At 73.6% G+C, this 25,150-nt stretch carries 23 protein-coding genes; 9 read left to right on the top strand and 14 right to left on the bottom strand.

The features are described from left to right. The 3 genes from IF99_RS0115535 to IF99_RS0115525 form a co-directional block, all read right to left on the bottom strand. Positions 1–839, bottom strand: an 839-nt coding sequence (locus tag IF99_RS0115535; RefSeq protein WP_030997084.1) for a MerR family transcriptional regulator, incomplete at its 3' end; no start/stop codon positions are given. Between the two features lie 72 nt (positions 840–911). Continuing rightward, complete coding sequence (locus IF99_RS0115530) at positions 912–1,697, bottom strand: HEAT repeat domain-containing protein (RefSeq protein ID WP_051703517.1); 786 nt, start codon at positions 1,695–1,697, stop codon at positions 912–914. A 209-nt stretch (positions 1,698–1,906) separates the two neighbouring features. Beyond that, positions 1,907–2,806, bottom strand: a complete 900-nt coding sequence (locus IF99_RS0115525; RefSeq protein WP_030997082.1) for an arginase family protein — start codon at positions 2,804–2,806, stop codon at positions 1,907–1,909. Between the two features lie 61 nt (positions 2,807–2,867). Between IF99_RS0115525 and IF99_RS0115520 the strand changes: the two genes are divergently transcribed. The 4 genes from IF99_RS0115520 to IF99_RS0115505 all read left to right on the top strand — a co-directional run bounded on the left by IF99_RS0115520 (position 2,868) and on the right by IF99_RS0115505 (position 4,896). After that, positions 2,868–3,257 (top strand): DUF6204 family protein, encoded by a 390-nt coding sequence (locus IF99_RS0115520; RefSeq protein WP_051703516.1) that lies wholly within the window; start codon positions 2,868–2,870, stop codon positions 3,255–3,257. 64 nt (positions 3,258–3,321) lie between these two features. Next, positions 3,322–3,537, top strand: a complete 216-nt coding sequence (locus tag IF99_RS0115515; RefSeq protein ID WP_030997080.1) for a hypothetical protein — start codon at positions 3,322–3,324, stop codon at positions 3,535–3,537. Beyond that, the gene (locus IF99_RS0115510) at positions 3,534–4,316 is read left to right on the top strand and encodes a metallophosphoesterase family protein (RefSeq protein WP_030997079.1); all 783 of its coding nucleotides are present in this window, start codon (positions 3,534–3,536) and stop codon (positions 4,314–4,316) included. Before IF99_RS0115515 ends, IF99_RS0115510 begins: the two co-directional genes overlap by 4 nt. A 67-nt stretch (positions 4,317–4,383) precedes the next feature. Further along, the gene (locus IF99_RS0115505) at positions 4,384–4,896 is read left to right on the top strand and encodes a MarR family winged helix-turn-helix transcriptional regulator (protein ID WP_234340713.1); all 513 of its coding nucleotides are present in this window, start codon (positions 4,384–4,386) and stop codon (positions 4,894–4,896) included. 10 nt (positions 4,897–4,906) lie between these two features. On the opposite strand, the gene IF99_RS0115500 is transcribed toward IF99_RS0115505, so the two are convergent. The 10 genes from IF99_RS0115500 to IF99_RS0115450 all read right to left on the bottom strand — a co-directional run bounded on the left by IF99_RS0115500 (position 4,907) and on the right by IF99_RS0115450 (position 18,768). Then, positions 4,907–5,845: a S66 peptidase family protein gene (locus tag IF99_RS0115500; RefSeq protein WP_030997077.1), complete on the bottom strand. Its 939-nt coding sequence runs from the start codon at positions 5,843–5,845 to the stop codon at positions 4,907–4,909. After that, positions 5,842–7,854, bottom strand: a complete 2,013-nt coding sequence (locus IF99_RS0115495; protein WP_030997076.1) for a S9 family peptidase — start codon at positions 7,852–7,854, stop codon at positions 5,842–5,844. The genes IF99_RS0115500 and IF99_RS0115495 overlap by 4 nt, the downstream gene beginning before the upstream one ends. A gap of 138 nt (positions 7,855–7,992) precedes the next feature. Then, complete coding sequence (locus IF99_RS0115490; protein WP_030997075.1) at positions 7,993–9,336, bottom strand: M20/M25/M40 family metallo-hydrolase; 1,344 nt, start codon at positions 9,334–9,336, stop codon at positions 7,993–7,995. Further along, positions 9,329–10,171 (bottom strand): M55 family metallopeptidase, encoded by an 843-nt coding sequence (locus IF99_RS0115485; protein ID WP_030997074.1) that lies wholly within the window; start codon positions 10,169–10,171, stop codon positions 9,329–9,331. Before IF99_RS0115485 ends, IF99_RS0115490 begins: the two co-directional genes overlap by 8 nt. 420 nt (positions 10,172–10,591) lie before the next feature. Next, positions 10,592–11,263, bottom strand: a complete 672-nt coding sequence (locus tag IF99_RS0115480; RefSeq protein ID WP_030997073.1) for a potassium-transporting ATPase subunit C — start codon at positions 11,261–11,263, stop codon at positions 10,592–10,594. Positions 11,264–11,268: 5 nt separating this feature from the next. Next, positions 11,269–13,365 (bottom strand): potassium-transporting ATPase subunit KdpB, encoded by a 2,097-nt coding sequence (gene kdpB / locus IF99_RS0115475; RefSeq protein WP_030997072.1) that lies wholly within the window; start codon positions 13,363–13,365, stop codon positions 11,269–11,271. Further along, positions 13,362–15,053, bottom strand: coding sequence for a potassium-transporting ATPase subunit KdpA (gene kdpA / locus IF99_RS0115470; protein WP_030997071.1), 1,692 nt, complete (start codon positions 15,051–15,053; stop codon positions 13,362–13,364). Before kdpA ends, kdpB begins: the two co-directional genes overlap by 4 nt. Before the next feature lie 8 nt (positions 15,054–15,061). Next, positions 15,062–15,151 (bottom strand): K(+)-transporting ATPase subunit F, encoded by a 90-nt coding sequence (gene kdpF / locus IF99_RS32345; protein WP_037827006.1) that lies wholly within the window; start codon positions 15,149–15,151, stop codon positions 15,062–15,064. 356 nt (positions 15,152–15,507) lie between these two features. Beyond that, entirely contained in the window at positions 15,508–17,979 is a 2,472-nt protein-coding gene (locus IF99_RS0115455; RefSeq protein ID WP_030997070.1) for an MFS transporter, read from the bottom strand. A gap of 345 nt (positions 17,980–18,324) precedes the next feature. Beyond that, positions 18,325–18,768, bottom strand: coding sequence for an SRPBCC family protein (locus IF99_RS0115450; protein WP_030997069.1), 444 nt, complete (start codon positions 18,766–18,768; stop codon positions 18,325–18,327). Positions 18,769–19,000: 232 nt separating this feature from the next. Between IF99_RS0115450 and IF99_RS0115445 the strand changes: the two genes are divergently transcribed. Further along, positions 19,001–20,116 (top strand): Rv2578c family radical SAM protein, encoded by a 1,116-nt coding sequence (locus IF99_RS0115445; protein WP_030997068.1) that lies wholly within the window; start codon positions 19,001–19,003, stop codon positions 20,114–20,116. A gap of 121 nt (positions 20,117–20,237) precedes the next feature. Here IF99_RS0115445 and IF99_RS0115440 read toward each other — a convergent pair whose 3' ends face one another. After that, the gene (locus IF99_RS0115440) at positions 20,238–20,876 is read right to left on the bottom strand and encodes an adenylosuccinate lyase (protein WP_051703515.1); all 639 of its coding nucleotides are present in this window, start codon (positions 20,874–20,876) and stop codon (positions 20,238–20,240) included. A gap of 258 nt (positions 20,877–21,134) precedes the next feature. Between IF99_RS0115440 and IF99_RS0115435 the strand changes: the two genes are divergently transcribed. From IF99_RS0115435 to IF99_RS0115420, 4 genes are all read left to right on the top strand, one after another. Continuing rightward, positions 21,135–21,965: a TetR family transcriptional regulator gene (locus tag IF99_RS0115435; RefSeq protein WP_030997066.1), complete on the top strand. Its 831-nt coding sequence runs from the start codon at positions 21,135–21,137 to the stop codon at positions 21,963–21,965. A gap of 397 nt (positions 21,966–22,362) precedes the next feature. Further along, positions 22,363–23,157, top strand: coding sequence for a methylmalonyl-CoA mutase family protein (locus tag IF99_RS0115430; RefSeq protein WP_078655106.1), 795 nt, complete (start codon positions 22,363–22,365; stop codon positions 23,155–23,157). A gap of 57 nt (positions 23,158–23,214) precedes the next feature. Continuing rightward, entirely contained in the window at positions 23,215–24,183 is a 969-nt protein-coding gene (locus IF99_RS0115425; protein ID WP_030997064.1) for an HpcH/HpaI aldolase/citrate lyase family protein, read from the top strand. A 275-nt stretch (positions 24,184–24,458) separates the two neighbouring features. Further along, positions 24,459–25,106, top strand: coding sequence for a phosphatidylserine decarboxylase (locus IF99_RS0115420; RefSeq protein WP_030997063.1), 648 nt, complete (start codon positions 24,459–24,461; stop codon positions 25,104–25,106). Positions 25,107–25,150: the final 44 nt, after the last annotated feature.

Genomic DNA, 25,150 nt, shown 5'->3' with positions numbered 1-25,150 from the left:
CCCGCGGCCGACGCCCCACCCGCGGCCCCCGCACCCGCCACACCCCGCGCCAACAGGCTCAGCGCGTCCGCCGCGTCCACGTCGTGGCGCCCCGCGACGACCATCGCCACGAGCGCGGGCACCGCCTCCGTGTGTCCCCGCGCTCCCAGCGCCAGGGCCGCGTGGTCGCGCACCTCCGCGTCGGGGTGGCCGAGCGCCTGTCGCAGCAGCGCCGTCGCCCCGGGGTCGGCCGGAAGCGCCGCGAGGGAGCGCGCCGCTCGTTCCCGCACCTCCGCGTCCGGTGAGCCGAGGCCCCGGGCCAGCGGTCCGAGGGCGTTCCCGTCCGTTCGCGCGAGCGCCCAGCGCATGGCGCCCGCCACGTACGGGTCCGGCTCGCGCAGCACCGCGTCCGCGAGCGCCTCCGCCGGTACGGGGCCGCCCTCGGCCGCCGCGAGCGCGGCGCGCTGCCTGTCGTCCGCGCTCCACGCTCCCAGCGCCCGGAGCAGCGCGGCGCTGCGCAGGACGTCCTCCCAGCCGGCCGGTCCCGCGGCGCTGATGCGGTCGAGCCTGGTGAGCAGTTCGGTCTCCGCCGCGATGCGCTCCCGGGTGCGCCGGGCGAGTTCCCCGACGAGGCGCGCGGGCGCGAAGTCCGGGTCGTCGAGCGCACGCCCCACCTCGCGCAGCGACAGGCCGAGCGAGCGGAGACTCTCGATGTGGAAGACGCGCCGCACGTCGTCGGCCGAGTACTCCCGGTAGCCGGAGCCGGTACGGCCCTGCGGGTGTACGAGGCCGAGCGCCTCGTAGTGCCGGAGCATCCGGGCGCTGACCCCGGACCGCCGCGCCAGCTCACCGATCAGCACCGTCCACCGCTCCTCCCGGCCGCCGGGGCCATCCTCCCGCTCTCCCCTCCCGCCCGAGCGCGCGCAGGACCACTACCGCTCGTCCTGAGCCGCCGGGCCGTCCGCCGGACCGGCCACGCCGTCCGCCGGGCCTCCCACGCCGTCCGCCGGACCCGCCACACCGTCCGCCGCACCCCCCGCGCCGTCCGTCCGAGCCGCCGGGCTATCCGGCCCCAGGGCGCTGGCACGCTTCGCCGCCTCGATCGCGGAAGCGAAGCCGAGCGACGGGTCCCGTCGCAGCCGTTCCGTGGCCAGGGCGTGAGCGCGCACCTCCGGGTCCGCGTCCTTCTCGCGCTCGGCGAGAACCGGCAGCGCCGCGTCACCGAGCGCGATCAGTGCCCGGCTCAGGCTGAGCCGTACGTCGGGGTCGCCCCGTCCGAGCTGTGCCGACAACGCTACGGCCAGCGCGGCCTTCTCGCCCTCGGGGACGAGCACCACCGCCGTGCGCCACGCGGTGCGCGCCACCTCGTCGTCCGGGTCGTCCAGCAGGGCGGGCGTGATCGCCTCCCACGTGCTGGGCTCGGCGATCTTCGAGAGCGTGTGCAGGGCCTGGGCGCGCGCCTGCGCGGGTTCCGCGCGCAGTGCGGCCACGAGCAGTGGCACGGTCGCCGCCTCCGGGTGCCGGATCAGCGCCCACGTCAGCATCTCCCGTACGCCGAACTCCGGCTCGACCGCGCACCGCGCCACGAGTGTGCCGACGTACGCCGCGTCCGGGTCCGTCCCCGCCGCGAGCGCCGCCCGCAGCCGTACCGCCCCGTCGCCGCTCGCCAGCGCCCGCACGACCCGCGTCGTGTACGGGACCACTTCCGGCATGGTCATGGCAACCCCTCCTCCCGCCCCGCCAGGGGCCAGTCGTCGAGCCTCCAGTGAAGGGCTTGTCACCGTGTCAAGGTCAAACAGCCGGAGGAGGGGCAGGCGAAGCCGCGCTCGTACGGGGAGTCGCCAGTCGGGAACGGCCCCTTCAGCCCCGCATGAGCGCTCCACCGCACCGCGCACTCACCCCCGCTGACGGCCGTCCCTGAAGGCCCTCAGCCCCGCGGCGCGAAAGCCGCCACCAGCAGGTCCGCCAGCGTGTCCCCCGCCGTTCCCTCCGGGTCCTTGTCCGGGTCGTAGATCGTCACGTTCAGTCCGACGCAGCCGGGGTCGGCCAGCAGCGGTCGCAGCAGGTCGGTGAGCTCCGCCGGTGAGAGTCCGCCGGGGTCGGGGCTGTCCACGGCGGGCATGACGGCCGGGTCGAGCACGTCCGCGTCGCAGTGCAGCCAGTACCCGGCCCGCCCCCCGCCGCCCAGTTCCCGCGCGAGCTCCGTGCCGACCGCCGCGGGGCCCCGCTCGCGCAGCGCGCCGACCGTGACCACGCCCATCCCGAGCGAGGTCAGTTCGGGGATGTCCTCGTCTCCGTCCCTGATGCCCGCGTAGCGGATGTCCTCCTCGCGCAGGTAGGGCCGCAGCCCGTCGATGTCCGTGAGGTCCGCCTGCCCGCGCCCGGTGGCGAGGGCGACCTCCTCGCCCGCCGCGGCGCCGACGGCGGGCGCGTTGCCGAGGTGGCGGAAGTCGGCCGAGGCGTCGGCGGCGACGAGCCCGAAGCGGCCCCTGCGACGGAGCGCGAGGGAGGCACCGAGCTGGATCGCGCAGTCGCCGCCGAGCACCACCGGGAAGTCGCCCCCGTCGAGAAGAGCGCCGATACGGTCAGCCAACCGGCGCGTGTACGTGGCCAGTTGCTCGGCGTGGAAAACGCCGTCGCCCGGGCGCCAGTCGCCCCTGTCGTACGCGGGCGCGGGGACGACACCGCCGTCGTGGGCACCGATCCGCCGGGGCAGGTCCCGCGCGCGCAGCGCCGCCGCGAGGCCGTGGCAACCGGGCACCTGGCCGGGCGCGGGGGGCCGGAGGCCGAGATTGGAGGGCGCGTCGATAATCACGGTGCGTCGCATGTGGCCCATCCTCTACGGTGGCGCCGCACGCTACACCCTCTTTTCTTTACGGGAAGGCGCCATGAGCAACCCCACCGCACCCGCCGGCCCGCAGCACGCGCGGCCCCAGCAGTCCGAGCAGCACACGTACCGGGTGACCCTGCGAGGGGTGTGGACGCCGGTGGACGAGGCCGAGCGGGAGACGCTGCGAGCCGGGCTCGCCGAGGCGGACGGTCTCGGGGCGATGCGGTTCACGTCCGAGGGCTCGCTCGCCTACGACCGGACTCTCAAGGCGTTCTCGTTCCGCGTCGAACTGCGCTCGGACGCGGAGGACGGCGAGGAGATGGCCGCCGCGCTCGCCGAGGAGCGCCTTGAGCACGTACTGCGCGAACGGGGATTGCACTGCGGCGAGTTGCGCGCGGCGGTGACCGATCTGGACACCATGAAGGTCAACCGCAAGCGACGCGGCTGACGTTACGCCTCGGGCGCCACCATCTCAGAGGTGAGCGCGCAGCGTTCATGCGCCGTCGGCATGCGTGGCCGTCGAGGACGCCCCGGCGGGCGCCGAGGCGGCCCGCGCGGCCGGGTGCCGCGTCATCGGGTTCGCCACGGCGTACGGCCCCGGGGCGCTTGCCGCCGCGCACGCGCACGCCGTGAGCCACACCGAGGTGCGCGCCGCGCTTTCCGCCCTCGGCGTACTCCCCGGTTCCGGTGGGGACCGCGCGCCGGGCCCGGCGACCATGGCGGGATGAGCCTTCCCGCGCGCTCCGTCGCCGTACTCTCCGACCTTCACGGTGTCCTTCCCGTCCTCGAAGCCGTCCTCGCCGAGCCGGACGTCCGCGAGGCCGACCTGCTCGTCTTCACCGGTGACCTGGCGGCCGGGCCCCAGCCGGTCGCGGTGCTGGACCGTCTCAGGGGTCTCGGCGAGCGCGCCGTGCTCGTCCGGGGCAACGCGGACCGCGAACTCGTCGCCCTCGTGCGCGGCACGCTCCCGCCCGGCGAAGCCCTCCCTGTCGATCTGTGGGCCGCCCGGCGACTCACCCCCTCCCATCTCGCCCTGCTCGACGGTCTCCCGCACCCCGTCGTGCGCGAGGTCGCGGGGTTCGGGCCCGTCGTGTTCTGCCACGGCACTCCGCGCGACGACGAGGAGGTGGTGCTCGTGGACACGCGCCCGGCGAAGTGGGCGGAAGCCCTCGCGGGGCTTCCGGACGAGGTGCGGACGGTGGTGTGCGGGCACACCCACATGCCGTTCGTACGCCTCGTCGGCGGGCGCCTCGTCGTCAATCCGGGCAGCGTCGGGATGCCGTACGGCCGCCCCGGTGGCTCCTGGGCGCTGCTGCGCGACGGGCAGGTGGCGCTGCGGCACACGCCGGTGGACGTACCGGCGGCGATCGACGCGGTGGCGGCGGGGTCGGCGTACCCGGAGGCGCGGGCGTGGGCGGAGACATACCTCAGCGGCGCGGTGGGCGATCTGGAGGCGCTCGCGGCGTTCGGGCCGCGCGACGGACGAGGCGGGTGCGACGCCGAGTGAGCAGGGAGAAACACAAAGGTACGCAAGTAACTTGACGACATCGCTGGTGCGTTCCTACCCTGCCGGGATGTCCTCCCCTTCCCCCGGTCCGCCCGTCCCCGAGGGCGTGTCCACCCCCGCGACCGCGTCCCTGCCCGCACCCGAGACCGCTCAGCGCCTCAACGACGCGATCCGGCGGCTCCGCGCCCGCCTGCGCGCCGAGTCAGGTCAGCACGAGACGGGACTCACCCCGACCCAGCTCACCGTCCTCGCGAGCGTCGTGCGCGAAGGCCCCGTGACCGCCGCGCGGCTCGCCGCCCTCGACCACGTCAGCGCGCAGGCCATCGCCCAGAGCCTCACCGCGCTCAAGGCCGCCGGGCTCGTCCGTACCGAGCCCGACCCTTCGGACGGCCGCAAGAAGCTCACGAGCGCCGCCCCCTCGGCCGCCGAGCTGATCGAGCGGCTCCTCGCGGGCCGCGCCGCCTTCCTCACGCGCGCCATCGATGAGGTCGTCCGCCCCGAGGAGCGTCCCGACCTGGACAGGGCCATCGCCCTCCTGGAGCGTCTCGCCCGCGCGGGCCTCGACGGGGAGCGGATCTGAGCCCCGCGCGTCAGGCGAGCGCGGGTTCCGCGAGCGTCAGCGTCCCCGCGTCCGCGTCGAGTACGGCCCGTACCCCGAGCGGCATCGTGAGCGCGCCGCGCCCGTGACCGAAACCGAAGTTCTCGACCACGGGCACGCCGAGACCGCCGAGGCGGTCGGCGAGCAGCGGCCGGATCGCGGTCTCGTACGGGCCGCACTCCTCCCAGGAGCCGAGGAGGATGCCGCGCACCCCATCGAGCAGTCCGGTGCGCAGGAGTTGGGTGAGGATGCGGTCGAGTCGGTACGCCTCCTCGCCGATGTCCTCCAGGAGGAGCAGGCCGCCCGCGCCGTCCGGCCGGGCGTGCGGGGTACCGCGCTCGGCGGCGAGGAGCGAGGCGCAGCCGCCGAAGGTGACGCCATCGGCGCGCCCGGGGACGAGGGCGCGGGCGCCCTCGGCGGCGTGCAGCACCTGGACGGTCTCGGGCGCGAAGAGGCTCGCGCGCAGGTGGGCGCGGGCGCCCTCGTGCTCAAGGAAGTCGGTCCCGGCGGCCATCGGGCCGTGCAGGGTCGCGACGTGGAGGCGGGTCGCGAAGTCCTCGTGGAGCGCGGTGATGTCGCTGAAGCCGAGGAAGGGCTTGGGCCCGGCGGCGCGCATCGCGTCCCAGTCGAGCAGGTCGCTCATGCGCTGTGCCCCGTACCCGCCCCGCGCGCAGAGCACGGCGGCCACGGACGGGTCGCACCAGGCGGCCTGGAGGTCGGCCGCGCGGTCGGCGTCCGTGCCCGCGAGGTACCCGAATCGCGGGTGGCGGTCGAGGACATGGGCGCCGACGACGGGTTCGAGGCCCCATTCGCGCAGCAGGTCGAGCCCCGGTTTGAGCCGTTCCTCGGGTACGGGGCCGCTCGGGGCGACGACCGCGACGCGCGCGCCGGGGGTGAGCCGGGCGGGGCAGGTGAGCGGGACGAGGCTCACCGCTGCTCCGCCGTGCGCAGCTCCAGGCGCGGGACGCCCTCCGCCTCGAAGCCGAACGTCTGGGCGTACAGCGAGAGTTCGGCCTCCAGGGAGCGGACGAGCGTGTCGAGCCTGCGGAAGCCGTGGCCCTCGCCCTCGAAGGTGAGGTACGCGTGCGGGACGCCGCCGCCCGGGGCGCTCGCGAGCGCGTCGAGGAAGCGTTCGCACTGCACGGGCGGGCAGATCGGGTCGTCGAGGCCCTGGAGGAGCACGAAGGGCGCGCCGACCTGTTCGGGGTGGTTCGCCGGGGAGCGCTCCTCGTACCGCTCGGGGACCTCGGCGAGCGGGCCGATGAGCCCTTCGAGGTACTGCGACTCGAAGTCGTGCGTGCCGCTCGTGGCCCAGCCCGTGAGGTCGAGGATGGGGTAGAGGATCGTGCCGCAGGCGTAGACGTCGGTGGAGACGAGCGAGGCACCCGTGGTCCAGCCGCCCGCGCTGCCGCCGCGCACCGCGAGGCGCCCGGCGTCGGCGAGGCCCTCGTCGGCGAGGGCGCGGGCGACGGCGGCGCAGTCCTCGACGTCGACGACCCCCCACTGCTCGCGCAGCCGTTCGCGGTACTCCTTGCCGTAGTGCGCCGAGCCGCCGTAGTTGACCTCGGCGACGCCGATGCCGCGCGAGGTGAAGTAGGCGATCTCCAGGTCCAGGACGCACGGCGCGTACCCGGTGGGCCCTCCGTGCGCCCACATCACGTACGGCGCGGGCGTTCCCGCTGGGCCGGTGACCTCGGGGTGGTGCGGCGGGTAGAGGTGGACGTGGATGTCGCGGCCGCCCGGTCCGGTGAAGACGCGCTCCTCGGGGGCCGGGTAGTAGGCGGGGTCCACGGCGTCGTGGTGCGGGGCGGCGACCACGCGGGCGCGTCCGGTGCCGGTGTCGAGTTCGACGATCTCGGCGCCCGAGACGGGCCCGGCGGCGACGCCCGTGACACGGCTGCCGTGCACGGCGAGGGTCGCGGACCACTCGGTCCAGGGCCCGACGGCGTCCACGAGGGTCCCCGCGGCAGGGTCGAGGACGCCGAGGGAGTTGCCGCCGCGCCCGTGGAGCATCGCGACGAGCCCGCCCTCCAGGGGCGCGAACCAGCGCATCCCCGCCTTCCACAGCGGGCCACCGGTCTCCTCCTCGCGCGGGCACAGGTTGACGGCCTCGCCGCTCGCGGGGTCGACGCGGTGCAGGTTCCACCAGTTGCCGCGCTCGGTCGCGGCGAGGAGCGCGCCCTCGGGCGTGAACTCGGCCTGCGCGACGGCTTCCCCCGGCCCGCCGATGAGCGTGCGGGCGTCGGTGAAGGTGCCCTCGGGGGTGATGCTCGCGTGCCGCAGTTCGGTGCCGTCCCACGGCATCCGCGGGTGGTCCCAGGCGAGCCACACGGCCTGCGTGCCGTCCGGGGAGAGCTTCGGGCCGGTGACGAACCGGTGTGCTTCGCCGGTCAGTTCGCCCACCGCCGTGCGGTCCTGTGCCGCCGAGCCGTCGAGCGGCACGGCCGCGAGCACGCGCCGCAGGTCGGTCGGCTCCTCGCCGGTGAACTCCTCCAGTACGCACCACACTTCGTCGCCGGAGGGCGCGAACACCGGCTCGCACCAGCGCAGTCCGCCGCCGACGGACGAGAGGGGGGTGAGCGGGCGCGGGGCACTGTCGGGGGCGTCCGGCTCGACGACGTAGAGGCGCTGGTCGCCGAAGTGTGTGAAGACGACGAGAGGGCCGTGCGCGCCCGTGCGGCCCGTCCATGGGAAACCCCCGTACCCCATCACGCTGTTGCGCACGTTCCACGGTGCGGGCAGCGCGCTCTCCTCGGTGCCATCCGCGCGGCGCCGCACGAGGGTCCTGCGACCGCCCTCGGCGGGGCGCGGCGCGGTCCACCACAGCTCGTCGCCGACGTGGCCGAGGTGGTCCGGCGAGCCGTCGTGGCTCGCCGCCGTCGCCGCGTCGATCGGCGACGGCCAGGTTCCGTAGGGGAGTTCGGCGGGGGTGCTGCCCATGGGGGCCTCTCTCGGAAGGTGCGTGCGGCGGTGGGCGGTGCCTCGCGGGCCCCGCGGCTCGGCCGTGCGGTTCGGCCGGGCGGCGCGGTCGGGCGCTCGGGCGGGCTCGGCTCGGCGGTGCGGCTCGGGCGGTGCGGCTCAGGCGGTGCGCAGGAAGCGGTCGAGGACGCGGACGCCGAAGTGGAGCGCGTCCACCGGGACGCGCTCGTCGACGCCGTGGAAGAGCGCGTTGTAGTCGAGCCCGGGCGGCATCCGCAGCGGCGAGAAGCCGTAGCCCGTGATGCCGAGCCGCGAGAACTGCTTCGCGTCGGTGCCGCCCGACATGCAGTACGGGACCGGGATGCCCTCGGGCGCGAACTCCCGTACCGCTTCCCGCATCCGCGCGTACGTGGGCGAGTCGAGCGGGGCGGTCAGGGCGGTCTCGCGGTGGTGGAACTCCCAGGCGACGTCGGGCCCGGTCAGCTCGTCCATCGTGGCGCGGAACTCGTCCTCGTGGCCGGGCAGGAAGCGGCCGTCGATCATCGCGGTGGCGCTGCCCGGGATCACGTTGACCTTGTAACCGGCTTCCAGCATCGTGGGGTTGGAGCTGTTGCGCACGGTCGACGCGACGAGCGAGGCCGCCGGTCCGAGCTTGGCGAGGTAGGCGTCGACGTCGAAGTCCGGTGCGTCCAGGTCGGCTTCGAGCCCGTAGACCGCGCCGATGTCCTTGAGTGCGGCCCTGACGACGGGGGTGAGGCGGACGGGCCACCGGTGGGCGCCGATGCGCGTGACGGCGGCGGCGAGGCGGCTCACCGCGTTCTCGGCGTTCGCCTTGGAGCCGTGCCCGGCCCGCCCCCGCGCGGTCAGCTCCAGCCAGGCGGTGCCGCGTTCCCCGGCGGCGATGGGGTACAGCTCGTTGCCCGAGCCGTCGTGGAAGGTGAAGGCACCCGACTCGCTGACACCCTCGGTGACGCCCTCGAAGAGGTCGCCGTGCCGCTCGGCGAGGAACCCGGAGCCGTCCTCGGCGCTCGCCTCCTCGTCGGCGGTGAAGGCGACGACGATGTCGCGCCGGGGCCGCACCCCCGTACGGTGCCAGGAGCGCAGCACCGCGAGGATCATCGCGTCCATGTTCTTCATGTCGACGGCGCCGCGCCCCCACACGAGGCCGTCGCGCACCTCGCCCGAGAACGGGTCGACGCTCCAGTCCGCCGCCTGCGCGGGCACGACGTCGAGGTGGCCGTGGACGAGGAGCCCGGGCGCGGTGGGGTCGGTGCCGGGGACGCGGACGACGACGTTGGCGCGGCCCTCGATGCGTTCCAGGAGCACGGGCTCGTGCCCGGCCTCGGCGAGGCGGGCCGCGCAGTACTCGGCGGCGGGGCGCTCCCGGCAGTCGCCGCCGCCCCTGTTCGTGGTGTCGATGCGGATGAGGTCCGAGGTGTAGGCGACGACCTCGTCGAGGGCGAGGTCGTCGGGGCCCTCGGCGGGGGTCTGCTGCTCAGCCATACTGCTCCTCCACTGCTCCGGAGGCGATCGAGCACACCGACTTGAAGGTGCGGTACGCCTCGTACATGTTGGGGCTCTCGAAGGAGACCTTGCGTTCGCCGGCGCGTGCGACGCCGGGGATCGAGGTGACGATCTGCGAGAGGTGCGCGGCGTCGAACTCGACCTCGACCGTGTGCGGCGCCGGGGGGACGGGCTCGTGGCGGCCCGCGAGCGCGACGGCCTCCTCGGCCGCCGCGCGGATGTCCTTCGCGGTACGGGCGGGGGTGCGGCAGATCGCGGCGTACCGCGAGACGTGGTCCTTGACGGCGACCTTGCGGGCCCGGGGCGCGTACCCCTCGGCGTCGCGGCAGGCGAGGTCGTCGCCGGTGACGAGGATGACGGGGATGCCGTACTCGGCGACGAGCGCGGCGTTCAGCAGGCCCTCGCTCGCGCGCCGCCCGTCGAGCCACACGCCGGTGATCTGGTTGGCGAGGAAGGTGTGCGCGAGGACGCCTTCCATGCCGGCCCCGGCGTGGTAGCCGATGAAGGCGATGGCGTCGGCGGCGCGGGCGCCCTCGTACTGCGCGCCCTCGACCATGCTGAGGTCCTTGTGCTTGCCGGTGAGCATCTCGACGCGCTCGTCCATCCGCTCGATGAGCAGGTTCCGCATCGACCAGTGCGCCTCGTTGACGAGCACGGAGTCCGCGCCGCCGTCGTAGAAACCGCGCACGGCGGCGTCGACATCGGAGGTGAACATCGGCCGGCAGCGTTCCCAGAGCGGGGTCCCCGGCAGGACGTCCCCGGGCCAGGTGACCCCGGTGGCGCCCTCCATGTCGGCGCTGATCAGAATCCGCACGCGTCCTCCTCTCCTCGGGGCCGGGTCCTCGGCGGGCGGCCCCGTCAGAGTAGATCTTGCGGCAGGCGCGCAGGTCAATGGCCTTCCCCTCGGGGTGGCGGCACCGCCAATGGGCGTACCGGTGGCGGCCGGGCGGGGGAGGCACCGGCGGACGGGCAGGGGGCCCGCACCCGCTCTCGGGGCAGCCCCCGCGCCTCTCTCGCGGGCGGTCCTCCGCACGGAGTCAGCGTGAGCCGTGGGGTGCACCCGGCAGCGTGACGGCACTCTGGGACGGCCCGGCGGGGGCCGCTCCCCCAAGACGCCGAACGGCTCACCCGAGCGCTGGACTCCCCCCGAGGCGGGGACCCGCCAGGACACGGCACGGGCACAGGGCGGCGGTACGGCACCCACGCCGCCCCGTCGCCCCGTGCCCCCGCGGGGTCACTTCGCGGCTTCCACCGCCTCCCGCAGCGCCACGTTCAGCTCCAGCACGTTCACCCTCGGCTCCCCCGCGAAGCCCAGCGTCCGCCCGCTCGTGTGCTCCGCGACGAGGTCCCGGATTCTGCTCAGCGGCAGGTCGTTGCGCTCCGCCACGCGACGGGCCTGGAGGGCCGCGTACTCCGGGGAGATGTCGGGGTCGAGACCCGAGCCCGAGGAGGTGACGGCGTCGGCGGGGACGTCGGCGGGGCGCACCGGGTGGCCGGGCACGGAGTTGTCCCGTACGACGTCCGCCTTGGCCTGCCGCACCCAGCCGATCAGCTCCTCGTTGTCGCCCGAGCGGTTCGTCGCGCCCGAGAGGATGAGCTTGTACTGCGTGTTGACGCTGTTCGTGCCGAGGCCGTTGGACGGGCGCGGCTGGAAGAAGCGCAGGTCGGGGCGGGGCGTGTCCTCGCCCTTCCCGGTGGCGAGGTCGTAGCGCTGGCCGATGAGGGCCGAGCCGACGACCTCGCCGCTCTCCTTGATCTCGGAGCCGTTGGCCTTGTCGTGGAAGAGGCCCTGGGCGATACCGGTGATCGCGAGGGGGTAGAGCACCCCGGTGACGACGGTCAGGACGAGCAGGGCGCGCAGCCCGGCCCACAGGAGGCGTCCCGTGGTACCTGCGGTGGAGTTCATGGCGGTCACCCGATTCCGGGGATGAGCGAGACGAGGAGGTCGATGAGCTTGATGCCGAGGAACGGGGCGATCAGGCCGCCGAGGCCGTAGAGACCCAGGTTGCGGCGGAGGAGCTGGTCCGCTCCCGCCGCCCGGTAGCGCACGCCCTTGAGGGCGAGCGGGACGAGCGCCACGATGATCAGCGCGTTGAAGATCACGGCGGAGAGGATCGCCGACTCGGGCGAGTCGAGGCGCATGATGTTGAGCTTGTCGAGGCCGGGGTAGGTCGCCGCGAACATCGCGGGGATGATCGCGAAGTACTTCGCGACGTCGTTGGCGATCGAGAACGTCGTCAGCGCGCCCCGGGTCATGAGCAGTTGCTTGCCGATCGAGACGATCTCGATGAGCTTGGTGGGGTCGGAGTCGAGGTCCACCATGTTCCCGGCCTCCTTGGCGGCCGAGGTCCCGGTGTTCATCGCGACGCCGACGTCCGCCTGCGCGAGCGCGGGCGCGTCGTTCGTGCCGTCGCCCGTCATCGCGACGAGCCGCCCGCCCGCCTGCTCGCGCCGGATGAGCGCGAGCTTGTCCTCGGGGGTCGCCTCGGCGAGGAAGTCGTCGACGCCCGCCTCCTCGGCGACGGCGGCGGCGGTCAGCGGGTTGTCGCCCGTGATCATGACGGTACGGATGCCCATGCGGCGCAGTTCCGCGAACCGCTCCCGCATCCCCGCCTTCACGACGTCCTTGAGGTGGACGACGCCGAGCACCCGGGCGCCGCCCGCGTCCTCGACGGCGACGAGCAGCGGGGTCCCGCCGCTCCCGCCGATCTCGTCCGCGATCCGGGCCGCCTCCTCGCCCGGGTCCCCGCCGCCGGCGCGGACCCACTCCCGTACGGAACCCGCCGCCCCCTTGCGGACGCGGACCCCCTCGGCGGGCAGGTCCACGCCGGACATGCGGGTCTGCGCCGTGAAGGGCACGTGTTCCGTCCCCGCCGGGCTCTCCCCGTACGGCCCCTCCTGCCGTTCCTCGGCGAGCGCGACGATCGAGCGGCCCTCGGGCGTCTCGTCGGCGAGCGAGGACAGGCGGGCCGCGCGGGCGAGTTCGGCCTCGGTGACGCCTGTGACGGGGCGGAAGGCGCTCGCGCGGCGATTGCCGTACGTGATGGTGCCGGTCTTGTCGAGCAGCAAAGTCGATATGTCGCCCGCCGCCTCGACCGCGCGGCCCGAGGTCGCGAGGACGTTGCGCTGCACGAGGCGGTCCATGCCCGCGATGCCGATCGCGGAGAGCAGCGCGCCGATCGTCGTCGGGATGAGGCAGACCAGGAGCGCCACGAGGACCGTGACGGACTGTTCGGCGCCCGCGTAGTGCGCGAAGGGCTGGAGGGTGACGACGGCGAGGAGGAAGACGATCGTGAGCGAGGCGAGCAGGATGGTGAGCGCGATCTCGTTCGGCGTCTTCTGCCGCGCGGCGCCCTCGACGAGGCCGATCATGCGGTCGATGAAGGTATCGCCGGGCTTCGCGGTGATGCGGACGACGACGCGGTCCGAGAGGACGCGGGTCCCGCCGGTCACGGCGCAGCGGTCGCCGCCGGATTCGCGGATGACGGGGGCGGACTCGCCCGTGATGGCGGATTCGTCGACCGAGGCGACGCCCTCGACGACGTCCCCGTCGCCCGGGATGACGTCCCCGGCCTCGCACACCACGAGGTCGCCGACGCGCAGCGCGCTGCCGGGGACCCGCTCCTCGGCCGTCCCGTTCAGGCGGCGGGCGACGGTCTCGCCGCGCGTACGGCGCAGGGAGGCGGCCTGGGCCTTGCCCCGGCCCTCGGCGACGGCTTCGGCGAGGTTCGCGAAGAGCGTCGTGAGCCACAGCCACGCGGCGATCGTCCAGCCGAACCACTCCCCCGGGTGGAGGCAGGCGAAGACCGTGGTGAGGATGGAGCCGATCTCGACGACGAACATGACCGGCGAGGTGACCATGACGCACGGGTCGAGCTTGCGGAACGCCTCGGGCAAGGAGCGCAGGAGTTGCGCGGGATCGAAGAGGCCGCCCGCGACGCGGTCCGGGGCGTCCGCCGGCTGCGGCGGTTCCGGCGCCGGTTGCCGGACGGGGGTGACGGTGCTCATGAGGCGAGCCCTTCGGCGAGCGGTCCCAGCGCGAGCGCCGGGAAGTAGGTGAGTCCGGTGACGATGAGGAGGGTGCCGGTGAGCACCCCGGTGAACAGGGGCTTCGCGGTGCGGAGCGTGCCGGCCGTCTCGGGGACGGGGCGCCGGCTCGCGAAGGAGCCCGCGAGGGCGAGAACGAAGACCATCGGCAGGAAGCGGCCGAGGAGCATCGCGAGGCCGATCGTGGTGTTGAACCACTGCGTGTCGGCGTTGAGCCCGGCGAACGCGGAGCCGTTGTTGTTGGCGCCCGAGGTGTACGCGTACAGGATCTCGGAGAAGCCGTGCGGCCCGGAGTTCGTCATCGAATCGCCGGGGGTGGGCAGGGCCATCGCGGCGGCGGTGAAGCACAGGACGAGTGCCGGGGTGACGAGGATGTAGAGCGCGGCGAGTTTGATCTCTCGGGGCCCGATCTTCTTGCCGAGGTATTCGGGGGTGCGGCCGACCATGAGCCCGGCGAGGAACACCGCGATGACGGCGATGACGAGCATTCCGTACAGGCCCGAGCCGACGCCACCGGGCGCGATCTCGCCCAATTGCATCCCCAGCATGGTGATGCCGCCGCCGAGTCCGGTGAAGGACGAGTGGAAGGAATTGACCGCGCCGGTCGAGGTGAGGGTGGTGGCGACCGCGAAGAGCGAGGAACCGCCGACCCCGAAACGCGTCTCCTTGCCTTCCATGGCGCCGCCCGCGAGGTCGAACGCGGGGCCGTGGTGGGCGAATTCGGTCCACATCATGAGCGCGGTGAATCCGAGCCAGATGAGGCCCATCGTGGCGAGGATCGCGTATCCCTGGCGCACCGAGCCGACCATGCGGCCGAAGGTGCGGGTCAGGGAGAAGGGGATCACCAGGATGAGGAAGATCTCCAGGAGGTTGGAGAGCGGCGTGGGGTTCTCGAAGGGGTGTGCGGAGTTGGCGTTGAAATAGCCGCCGCCGTTCGTGCCGAGTTCCTTGATCGCCTCCTGCGAGGCGACCGCTCCCCCGTTGAACTGCTGCGTGCCGCCCGTGAACTGGCCGACCTCGTGGATGCCGGCGAAGTTCTGGATCGCGCCGCACGCGACGAGCAGCACGGCGGCGACGGCGGCGATCGGCAGCAGGATCCGGACCGTGCCGCGCACGAGATCGGACCAGAAGTTGCCCAGCTCACCGGTACCGGCGCCGAGCTTGCGGCCCAGCAGGCGGGGGTGCGCGAACCCGCGGACGAGGGCGATCGCGACGGCCATGCCGACGGCGGCCGAGACGAAGTTCTGCACCGCGAGGCCGCCGGTCTGCACGACGTGGCCCATGGCCTGCTCGCCGTAATAGGACTGCCAGTTGGTGTTGGCGACGAAGGAGGCGGCGGTGTTGAACGCCTGGTCCGGGTCGATCGAGGAGAAACCGAGCGAGCCGGGCAGGATTCCCTGTACGCGCTGCAGCGCGTACAGGAAGAGGAGGGACACGAGGGAAAAGGCGAGCACACCGCGCAGATAGGCGGGCCACCGCATCGCGGTGTCCGGGTTCGCGCCGATGACCCGGTAGATCCATTTCTCCACCCGGAGGTGGCGGGGCGAGGAATACACCCGCGCCATGTAGTCGCCGAGCGGCCGGTACGAGAGGCCGAGGGCGACGACGAGCGCGAGCAACTGGAGTATTCCGGCCAGGACAGGACTCATGTCGCCGCTCAGAACCTCTCCGGACGGACCAGGGCGAGGACGAGGTACACGAGAAGGGCGAGGGCCACGAGGAGCCCGGTGACGTTTTCGGCGGTCACAGCTTCGTCACCCCTTTCGCGACGAGGGCCACGAGCGCGAAGACCGCGAGCATGGTGGCCACGAAGGCCAGATCGGCCATCGTTGACTCCTGAGAGCTAAGCCGTGCGATTCCACGGATCTGATCGGTTGGATACCTTCCGATCGAAACGCGGATTCCGGCACTCGGGAGCGCTGTTGACGCCGTCCATATGGCGCGCGGGGCGCTCTTGACGCATTCCGTACGCGGGGGGAGTGCCCCGGGGCGGGAGAGCGCACGGAAAAGCGCCCGTCCCCCTCCCGGGCGGGGCCGCGGGAGGAGGACGGGCGCCGGGGCGGTCCGGCAGGGGAGGCGGCCGGACCGCCGGTCGGGAGGAGGTCAGTCCTCGTGGCCGAGGAGGAGGTCGCGTTCCGTGCGCCCGCCGCCCGCCACCTGGAGGACCGTGGCGACCGGCGGGTAGCCCGCCGCGATGACGGTGTACTCGCCGGAGGAGAGGTCCACGAAGCGGAAGCTGCCGTCTGCCTCGGTCGTGAGCGAGTCGACGACGTTGCCCGCCGCGTCGAGCAGCGTCACGCGCGCGTCCTCGACGGGGCGCCCGCCGCGGGCCCGTACCGTCCCGCGCAGCACCGCTCCCCCGGCCAGCTCGATGTCCTGCCGGGTCTCGCGGGCCGCCTGCACGGTGAGCGGCAGCGCGGCGGGACGGAAGGCCGTGGCACTCGCGGCGAGCGTGTACTCGCCCGCGACGAGGTCGTCCAGCACGTACGCCCCGTCGTGCTCCGAGCGCGCGTGCGCGACGACCTCGCCGCGCACGTCCGTGAGCGTCACCGAGGCGCCCGCGACGGGGGTGCCGTCCGCCGTGACGACCCGCCCGGCGAGCCGCCCCGCGCCGCCCAGCACGACGTCCAGTTCCACGGGCCGCTCGGCGACGGTCACCGTGACCGCCTGCGGCTGGTGCCCGCCCGCGGCGGCGATGAGCACGTACGATCCGATGCCGGGCGTCGCGAGCGCGTACCTGCCGTCCTCGCCGCTCGCGCCACGCCCGACCTGCTGCCCCGCGATGTCGATGAGCGTGAGCGCGGCGCGCGGGACGGGGCTGCCGTCCGGGTGCTGGACGCTGCCGCACACCGGGACGCCCGGCCCCGCGTGTGGGGTGCGGCTCGCGGGGAGGCGGACTTCGGTGGTGTCGGCGAGCGCCTCGGGCCCCGGCTCGGCGGGCTCGGCGGGGGTGTGCGCTGCGGCGGTGGACACGAGGGGGGTCTCCTTCAGGAAGCAGGCGATCAGCAGGCCGAGGGCGAGCACCGGTACGAGGTAGAGGAAGATCCTCGGCATCGCGTCGGCGTACGCCTGGATGAATCCGTCCCGCAGCGGCGCCGGGAGGTGGTGCACGAGCTGCGGGGTGACGGACTCGGGGTCGGGCAGGGTGTCACCGGCGCCCGCGGGCAGCCGGTCCGCGAGCGCGTCGGCGAGGCGGCTCGCGAAGAGGGTGCCGAAGATCGCGGCCCCGACGCTGCCGCCGATCTGCCGGAAGTAGTTGTTCGCACTCGTCGCCGTCCCGAGGTCACCGGGGCGCACCGCGTTCTGCACGGCGAGGACGAGGACGGGCATGATGAGCCCGATCCCGGCGCCGAGCACGGCCATCCACACGCTGTACGTGAACCGCGAGGTGCCGGTCTCCAGGCGGGACAGGAGCCACATGCCGAGCGTCGAGAGGATCCCGCCGAGGATCGGGTAGATCCGGTAGTGCCCGGTGTGCGTGATGAGCTGCCCGGCGACGATCGAGGCGATGACGACGCCGCCCATCATCGGCAGCATGAGCAGCCCGGACTCCGTGGCGCTCGCCCCGTCGACCATCTGGAGATAGGTCGGCAGGTAGCTCGCCGCGCCGAAGAGCGCGATGCCGACGACGGCGCCGACGAGCCCGGTGACGTTGAAGGCGCGTTCGCGGAACAGGCGCAGCGGGATGAGCGGTTCGGTCGCGTAGTGCTCGGCGAGCAGGAAGAGCGCGGAGCTGACGACGGCGCCCGCGCCGAGCCCGATGATCATGCGCGAGCCCCACGCGTACTCGGTGCCGCCCCAGCTCGTGAGCAGCACGAGGCACGCCGACGCGAGGGCGAGCAGGGTCGCGCCGAGCACGTCGAGCTTGGCCTTGCGGCGCGGGCGGGGCAGTTTGAGGACGAGGGTGACGACGACGAGGGTCAGCAGGCCGAAGGGGACGTTGAAGTAGAAGCACCAGCGCCACGAGACGTGGTCGGTGAAGAAGCCTCCGAGGAGCGGTCCCGCGACGGAGGCGAGGCCGAAGGCGGCGCCGATGAGGCCCATGTACTTGCCGCGTTCGCGTGGCGGCACGATGTCCCCGATGATCGCCTGCACGCCGATCATGAGCCCGCCCGCGCCGATGCCCTGGATGGCGCGGAAGGCGATGAGCTGGTCCATGGAGCGGGACCAGCCAGCGAGCGCGGAGCCGACGACGAAGACGAGGATCGCGAACTGGAAGACGCCCTTGCGCCCGAAGAGGTCGCCGAGCTTTCCGTAGATCGGCAGCCCGACGGTCGAGGTGAGCAGGTACGCGGTGATCGCCCACGACATGCGGTCGAGCCCGTGCAGCTCGCCGACGATCTTCGGGAGCGCGGTCGCGACGATCATCTGCTCGAGGGCCGCGAGGAGGAGCGCGAGCATGAGCCCGAGGAAGACGGTGCGGACCTGCGCCCGGCTCAGCTCGGGGGCCACCTGCGGGGGTGGCGGGCCGCCGGCCCGCCGGAGCACGGGGGGTGGGGGCACCGGCTCGGCGAGGGGCGCACCACCCCGCTCGTCGAGCCCCGCCCAGTTCTCCGCCAGCGTCGTACCGCTCACCCTTGTCCCCTTCGTCCGCCCGTGCGGGGACAGTTCTCGCATCGCGTTCCGTGGCGACGCAAGTACGAAGAGTGGGCAGGAAGGGGCGGTTGTGCGCGGGCGCGCGGTCATCTGTGCCGGTAGGGGCCTTACGGCGTACGACGGGAGGGATACGGAGATCCACTCATCTCAGTGACACCGGAACGGCGGGAGACGGGGAGGCATGTTGACACCGGAAGGGGTGGCGAAGCGCCGGAGGGGTTGCGGAAACAGCCCCTCCGGCGCTAGGCGCGTTGATCACGAGCGTTGGTGACGCCGGGCGCGTCGCTCCGGGGCCGGAGCCCCGAGACGCCCTCCCGTGAGGGGTCAGCCTCCGAAGTGGGCCGCCAGCTTCGCGAGTTCGGCGTCGTAGATCCGCGCGAGCCCCTTCGGCGCGAACGTCTTCTCGAAGAAGCCGCCGATGCCCCCGGCCCCGTTCCACGTCGTCGTGACGACGACACGCGAGGCGCCCTCGCCGCTCGGGGTCACGGTCCAGGTCGTCACCATGGAGGAGTTGCGGTCCTTCTCGACGAGCGTGCCGTCCTGCGGCTCACTGACCTCCAGGAGGCAGTCCCTGATCCGCTTGCTCGTCGCCTGGAGCTTCCAGTGCACGAGGGTGCCCTCGCCGTCGCCGCCCTCGCGCACCTCGTACTCGCTGAACTGTTCGGGCAGGAGCTTCTCGCGCGTGCCGCTGTAGTCGGCGAGCGCGTCGAAGACGTCCTCGGGGCCGGCCGCGATGATCCGCTCCGTCGTGGCCTCGACCTGCGCCATTGCACTACCTCCAGGGACTTCGCCGGGTGTACTCACACGCCCGCCGGTGCGGCGGTGGGGCCCACCCAACCATCGCGGGGCCACGCCGCCAAATCCTGCGTCCCAGCGATCAAGGGAACAGATGTTCTATTGTTCGAACGCGACCCGTTCGCGACGTGTTCGCGCTCCCTCCGCGACTCGCTCGCGGCCCGCGCGACGCACGCGGCCGGTCCGCTACCCCGAGGAGGCCGCCATGCGCTGGGACAACCTGAACGACACCGCCGACGACGCCACGACCGCGAAGAACGCGCTGTTCTCCGCCGAGTCCGTCACGACCCGCACCTTCGAGACCCCCGAGTTCGCCGGCATCACCTTCCACGAGATCCGCGCCCGCTCGATCGTCAACCGCGTCCCGGGCGCCTCCCGGATGCCCTTCGAGTGGACCGTGAACCCCTACCGAGGCTGCTCGCACGCCTGCGTCTACTGCTTCGCGCGCAAGACGCACAGCTACCTCGACCTCGACACGGGCCTCGGCTTCGACAGCCAGATCGTCGTCAAGGTCAACGCGCCCGAACTGCTCCGCAAGCGCCTCGCCTCCCCGCGCTGGCACGGCGAGCACATCGCGATGGGCACCAACGTGGACTGCTACCAGCGCGCCGAGGGCCGGTACGCGCTCATGCCGGGCATCATCACGGCGCTCACCGAGCACGCCAACCCTTTCAGCATCCTCACCAAGGGGACGCTGATCCTCCGCGACCTCCCGCTGCTCGCCGAGGCGGCGCGCGTGACGCAGGTCGGCGTCTCGGTCTCGGTCGGCTTCACGGACGAGACGCTGTGGCGCACGGTCGAACCCGGCACCCCGGCCCCCGCCCGACGGCTCGACGTCGTACGGCGGCTCGGTGAGCGCGGCCTGGACTGCGGCGTCCTCATGGCCCCCGTCATCCCGTACCTGGGCGACAGCCCCGAGCAGTTGGAGGCGACGGTGCGGGCCGTCGCCGAGGCGGGCGCCACCTCGGTCACGCCGCTCGTGCTGCACCTGCGGCCCGGCGCGCGCGAGTGGTTCATGTCCTGGCTCGCCCGGGAGCACCCGCACCTCGTGCGGCCCTACCAGCGCCTGTACGGGGACGGGGCCTACGCCCCGACGTGGTACCAGCGCCGCGTCACGCGCCAGGTCCACGAACTCGCCCGCGCCTACGGCATGGGCGAACGGCGCGCCGCCTCGTGGCGTGCCGACGGGGACGGCGGGCGGCGCGGCGGTACGCGGGACGGCGCTTCGCCCGCCGCGCCGGCGCACATCCGGCATTCGCGCGCCCCGGAGCACACGCGGGGGTCCGAACCGGCGGGCCCGACCCAGCTCAGCCTTCTCTGAGCCGGTGGCGCACGGCCCACACGCCTTCGGGAACCGGTGACCTCACTGCCGGAACCGGCCGCCTCGGGCCCGGAACCTGCCCACTCGGGACCGGCCACCCGGTCCTCGCCGCGGCCGGGACTCAGCCCTCGGCCCCGGCCTCCTTCTTGCGCAGTTCCGCGGGGCGCCGGGTGCGCGGGGCCGGGATGCGGGCGAGGGCGGCGGAGGCCGCGGCACCGAGTCCCGGGTGCCGCTCGGCGGCCTGGAGCACGCGGCGCGCCCGCCGGTCGCCCAGCACGCCGAGCCCGGCGACGCACGCGAGCGCCACGTTCCGGTAGGGGTCGTTCCGCACGAGCCGCCGCTCCAGCGTCGCGATGAGCGCGGGCACGGACTCGGGCGCGCGGAGCATGGTGAGGAGCCGCACCGCCTGACCGGCGTAGGCGACGCGCAGTTCGTTGGTGGCGAGCGCGGCGGCGGCGCGCGCGGTCCTGGGGTCGCCGAGCGCGGCGAGGGCCTGGGCCGCGGTGGCGCAGCGCTGCGGGTCGCGGTGATTGAGGAAGAGGACGAGGGTCTCGAAGGCGCGCGGGTCCTTGGCGACGCCGAGGCGGTAGGCCGCGAGTTCCCTGGCCCACAGCGGGCGGCCCGGGTCGCTCAGCACCCCGGCCAGCTCCTCGGGCCCGGCCGCGCGTGCCAGTCGTTCGCACTCCTCGACCGCTCGCTCCCCCTCCACCACCGCCTCGCACCGTAAGCGGTCCGTGAGCGCACGCAACTCTTTGTTCATGGCAGCCGAGCGTAGCGGCTGAAGCGGCGCCGGGTCAGGGGGCCAGAAGGAAGGAACCCCCCTTCCTCGTTGACCAGTTCACCCGTCCGGGGCCCGGAGGCGGACCGGGCCGCTCATGGCGCGCGGGCGGCGCTCATCGGAGCGGCGCGCGGGCGGGACGCGGGGCCGGCGCGGGGTGCGGACGAGGGGCGCGCGAGACGGGCCGCGAGCCGCGGGCAGCGCGCACGCGCACGGCGTCGATGCAGTACGTTCGGGTGCATGTCCCAGCCGGCCACGCCACCGTCATCCCCCTCCGCACCCCCTGCCGCCCCGCCCCCGGCGGGTACCGAGAACGGCTCGGGCGGCCGGGCCGCGGCCCAACGCCTCAAGATGCGCCGCGAACTGGCGTCCGCCGCGATGGAGCTCTTCGCGACGAAGGGGTACGAGGCGACGACCGTCGACGAGATCGCCGCCGCCGCCGGGGTCGCCCGCCGGACCTTCTTCCGCCACTTCCGGTCCAAGGAGGAGGCGATCTTCCCCGACCACGACGACACCCTCGTCCGTGTGGAGGACGTACTGAAGGCGGCGCCCGCGCACGAGCACCCGCTCGACACGGTCTGCCGGGGCATCAAAGAGGTCATGAAGATGTACGCGGCGGCGCCTCAGGTCTCGGTCGAGCGCTACAGACTGACGCGCGAGGTGCCGACGCTGCGCGAGCGCGAGATCGCCTCGGTCTCGCGCTACGAGCGCCTTTTCACGCGCTACCTCCTCGGGCACTTCGACGAGCACGAGCAGAACGGCAACGACGAGCCGCTGCTCGCCGAGGTAGCCGCCTCCGCCGTCGTGACCGCGCACAACCACGTCCTGCGGCGCTGGCTGCGGGCCGGTGGCGAGGGCGACGTCATGTCCCAGCTCGACCGCGCCTTCGCGATCGTCCGGGCCACGGTCGGCGCGAACTTCGCGGTCGGCGGCCTCACGCCGGGGCGGCCCGGGGCCGCCGCGACGGCGAGCGCGCGCGGCGAAGTGCTCGTGACGGTGGCGCGCACGGACGCGCCGCTCGACGAGGTCATGCGGACGATCAAGGAGGCGCTGCGCCCGCAGGGCGACTGAGCGCACCGGAGGACATCACCACGAGGGGTGGCGGGCCGCACAGGCCCCGCCGCCCCTTTCGCTTTGCCCGCATCTCCGCACCTCCGCACCTCCTCCGCAAAGCATGGCACGCAGTGCCATTGCCGCGCCGCCTCCTCCATCCTGTTACGCCTGCACACACGCGAGGAAGCCCTCGTTCCGCCGAGCCGTGATCGATCATTCGGGGCAGCCATGGACGAGAATCCCTTGCGCCACTTGGGATGATCGATCATCGCTCAAGTGAGCACTCTCTTTACCAGATTCATACCCGCGAGTAGCTTCTCCGTCTTGCTGACTGACACCGCGTGCCATACGTTGAGGAAGTCCGGGCGGCCCCTCCGTGGGCCGCCACGCCACAGCCCCCCCGCCGGAGGCACCCGTGAAGGACACCAGCGACACTCCCCGGACCACTGGCCCGGCCGCCGCCCCCTCCCCCACCGCGCCCGCGCACTCCCTCGCCGGGGACCGCGCGACGCTCGCCGTCGTGTGCGACGCGCCCACGCGCGCCGGCTTCGACCCGGGCGAGCGGGACGCGGGCGCCTTCGGGCGCGAGGGCGTGGCACTCGCTCACCTCGGCGACGTGCGGCGGCTGTTCGACGGCGTCCCGCTCGACCGGGTGCGCCTCGCGCTCCCCGGCGGCCTCACGGGGATGTGGCTGCTCGCCCTCTGCCTGGTCGCCGCGGAGGAGCGGGGCCTCGCGCCGGACGAACTGCACGGGACCACGCACGAGGAGCGGCCCGAGGCGACGGCGCTCGCGCTGCGGCTGCGCGGCGACCTCACCGCGTACGTCTCCGCTTCTCTGCCCCGCTGGGCCTTCCGCCCGGGCACCCTGCCGGGAGGCGGTTCCCGAAGCGCCTGGCCCGGCGACGAGGCGGCCGCCGTCGCGGCGCTCGCGCGCTGGCGGCAGACCCGCGAGGAGTCCACCGACCGGCAGGGCCTCGCCGACCCCTACCTCTGGCCGAGCGTGCGCCAGAGCCTCGACAGGCTCGCCGACGCCGCCCTCGGCGGGGACTGCCTCATGGACGCCACGCTGGACTGCGTGCGCGCCGGGGTCACGACGGGCGAGTGGGCGCGCACACTGCGGGTCGCGCTCGGCGCGTACGAGGCCCCGGCAGCACCGGCGGCGTCCGCCGGGCACGGCGCCCCCGCCCCGTCCCGCGCCGGGGTGCGGTGATCACCCCCCGTAGGGTCGGGAGGAGCCCGTACCAGCCGCTCCCCCGGAGGTCCCCGCATGAACGGCATGCCAGGCCGGCGTCCCGTCCGCCCGCGCCGCTCCTGCCTCGCCGTGCCCGGCAGCAACCCGCGGTTCCTCCAGAAGGCGCGCTCGCTGCCCGCCGACGAGGTCTTCCTCGACCTGGAGGACGCCGTGGCACCGGCGGCGAAGGAGGAGGCGCGCGAGAACGTCGTGCGCGCCCTCGACGAGGGCGGCTGGGGCGACAGGACCCGGGTCGTGCGGGTCAACGACTGGACGACGCAGTGGACCTACCGCGACGTCGTGACGGTCGTCGAGGGCGCCGGACAGCACCTGGACTGCCTCCTGCTGCCGAAGGTGCGGGACGCGGAGCAGGTCGTCGCGCTCGACCTGCTGCTCACGCAGATCGAGAAGGCCATGGGCTTCGAGGTGGGCCGCATCGGCATCGAGGCGCAGATCGAGGACGCGCGCGGGCTCGCCGGCGTCGACGCGATCGCCGCCGCCTCCCCGCGCCTGGAGGCCCTCGTCTTCGGACCGGCCGACTTCATGGCCTCGATCGCCATGAAGACGCTCGTCGTCGGCGAACAACCGCCCGGCTACGGCGCGGACGCCTATCACTACATCCTCATGAAGATTCTGATCGCCGCGCGGGCCCACGGGCTCCAGGCGATCGACGGCCCCTACCTCCGGGTCCACGACGTGGACGGATTCCGCGCCGTCGCCGGGCGCTCTGCCGCGCTCGGCTTCGACGGGAAGTGGGTCCTGCACCCGGCACAGATCGCGGCCGCGAACGAGGTCTACGCGCCCGCCCAGGAGGACTACGACCACGCCGAGCTGATCCTCGACGCGTACGCCCACCACACCTCGGCCGCGGGCGGGGCACGGGGCGCGGCGATGCTCGGCACCGAGATGATCGACGAGGCCAGCCGCAAGATGGCGCTGGTGATCGCGGGCAAGGGCCGGGCGGCGGGCCTCCGCCGCACGACGTCGTTCACGGCGCCGGAGTGAGGGGCGCGTGCGCGCGGCGCTGCCCGCGCTTCGTACCGTCCGGCGAGACCTCTGTCACACAGGAAGTTGGCATGGGATGATGAAAAGACTGACGGAAGGACTGAAGGGTTCACCTCGCACGCACGGAGGTGCTCCTGATCACATCCGGTGAGGGCTGTTCGCCCGTCGACTCGCTTCCTGGCTTGCCCAGTTGCGGGCCGCAACCGATACCATCCCCGGAAAGCCGCCGTCCCCCGTCTCGTCCGCGCGGCATTCATCCGCTACGAAGGTCATCCATGCCCGACAGCCACACCCCTGTAACTCGCGGCCGGGTCCGCCTGGCCCGCGGCGCCTCTCCCTGGCTGCTGCCCACCGTCGCCACGGCGGCCCTCTCCCTCGGCCGCGCCCGGCGCTCCGGGCGCGCGGCGGCGCTCGCGGTACCGGCCACGGCCCTCGCCGCGGGGATGCTGTGGTTCTTCCGCGACCCCGAGCGCGAGATCTCCGAGGGCAGGGTCATCTCGCCCGCCGACGGCGTGGTGCAGAGCATCATGCCGTGGAAGGACGGCCGCACCCGCGTGGCGATCTTCATGAGCCCGCTCAACGTGCACGTCAACCGCGCTCCGCTGGCCGGCACCATCACCTCCGTGGAACACGTCCCCGGTGGCTTCGTGCCCGCCTTCAACAAGGAGAGCGAGAACAACGAGCGTGTCGTGTGGCACTTCGACACGGAGCTCGGCGACATCGAGATGATCCAGATCGCCGGGGCCGTGGCGCGCCGCATCGTGCCGTACGTGCCGAGCGGCACGAAGGTCGAGCAAGGCGAGCGGATCGGGCTGATCCGTTTCGGCTCCCGCGTGGACCTCTATCTGCCGGAGGGGGTCGAGGTCGCCGTGGAGGTCGGGCAGCCGACGCTCGCGGGGGTGACTCGCATTGACCGTGACTGACCGCGGTACCCACGACCGCGAGACACACGACCCCGAGACGGGGG

Origin of the sequence: Streptomyces sp. NRRL F-5630, assembly GCF_000719475.1 — a bacterium.
In the GTDB taxonomy this organism is placed as follows: Bacteria; Actinomycetota; Actinomycetes; order Streptomycetales; family Streptomycetaceae; genus Streptomyces.
The sequence above is the reverse complement of the archived record's forward strand: the minus strand, read 5'-3'. Positions and strand labels throughout refer to the sequence as shown.

Excerpts from the sequence above, each read along its gene's own strand:
- IF99_RS0115435 (WP_030997066.1), top strand. The coding sequence starts at position 21,135 with ATGTCCCAGCCGGCCACGCCACCGTCATCCCCCTCCGCACCCCCTGCC.
- IF99_RS0115440 (WP_051703515.1), bottom strand. The coding sequence starts at position 20,876 with ATGAACAAAGAGTTGCGTGCGCTCACGGACCGCTTACGGTGCGAGGCG.
- IF99_RS0115420 (WP_030997063.1), top strand. The coding sequence starts at position 24,459 with ATGCCCGACAGCCACACCCCTGTAACTCGCGGCCGGGTCCGCCTGGCC.
- kdpB (WP_030997072.1), bottom strand. The coding sequence starts at position 13,365 with ATGAGCACCGTCACCCCCGTCCGGCAACCGGCGCCGGAACCGCCGCAG.
- IF99_RS0115495 (WP_030997076.1), bottom strand. The coding sequence starts at position 7,854 with ATGGGCAGCACCCCCGCCGAACTCCCCTACGGAACCTGGCCGTCGCCG.
- IF99_RS0115480 (WP_030997073.1), bottom strand. The coding sequence starts at position 11,263 with ATGAACTCCACCGCAGGTACCACGGGACGCCTCCTGTGGGCCGGGCTG.
- IF99_RS0115530 (WP_051703517.1), bottom strand. The coding sequence starts at position 1,697 with ATGACCATGCCGGAAGTGGTCCCGTACACGACGCGGGTCGTGCGGGCG.
- IF99_RS0115450 (WP_030997069.1), bottom strand. The coding sequence starts at position 18,768 with ATGGCGCAGGTCGAGGCCACGACGGAGCGGATCATCGCGGCCGGCCCC.
- IF99_RS0115505 (WP_234340713.1), top strand. The coding sequence starts at position 4,384 with ATGTCCTCCCCTTCCCCCGGTCCGCCCGTCCCCGAGGGCGTGTCCACC.
- IF99_RS0115510 (WP_030997079.1), top strand. The coding sequence starts at position 3,534 with ATGAGCCTTCCCGCGCGCTCCGTCGCCGTACTCTCCGACCTTCACGGT.
- IF99_RS0115490 (WP_030997075.1), bottom strand. The coding sequence starts at position 9,336 with ATGGCTGAGCAGCAGACCCCCGCCGAGGGCCCCGACGACCTCGCCCTC.
- IF99_RS0115445 (WP_030997068.1), top strand. The coding sequence starts at position 19,001 with ATGCGCTGGGACAACCTGAACGACACCGCCGACGACGCCACGACCGCG.
- IF99_RS0115520 (WP_051703516.1), top strand. The coding sequence starts at position 2,868 with ATGAGCAACCCCACCGCACCCGCCGGCCCGCAGCACGCGCGGCCCCAG.
- IF99_RS0115425 (WP_030997064.1), top strand. The coding sequence starts at position 23,215 with ATGAACGGCATGCCAGGCCGGCGTCCCGTCCGCCCGCGCCGCTCCTGC.
- IF99_RS0115525 (WP_030997082.1), bottom strand. The coding sequence starts at position 2,806 with ATGCGACGCACCGTGATTATCGACGCGCCCTCCAATCTCGGCCTCCGG.
- kdpA (WP_030997071.1), bottom strand. The coding sequence starts at position 15,053 with ATGAGTCCTGTCCTGGCCGGAATACTCCAGTTGCTCGCGCTCGTCGTC.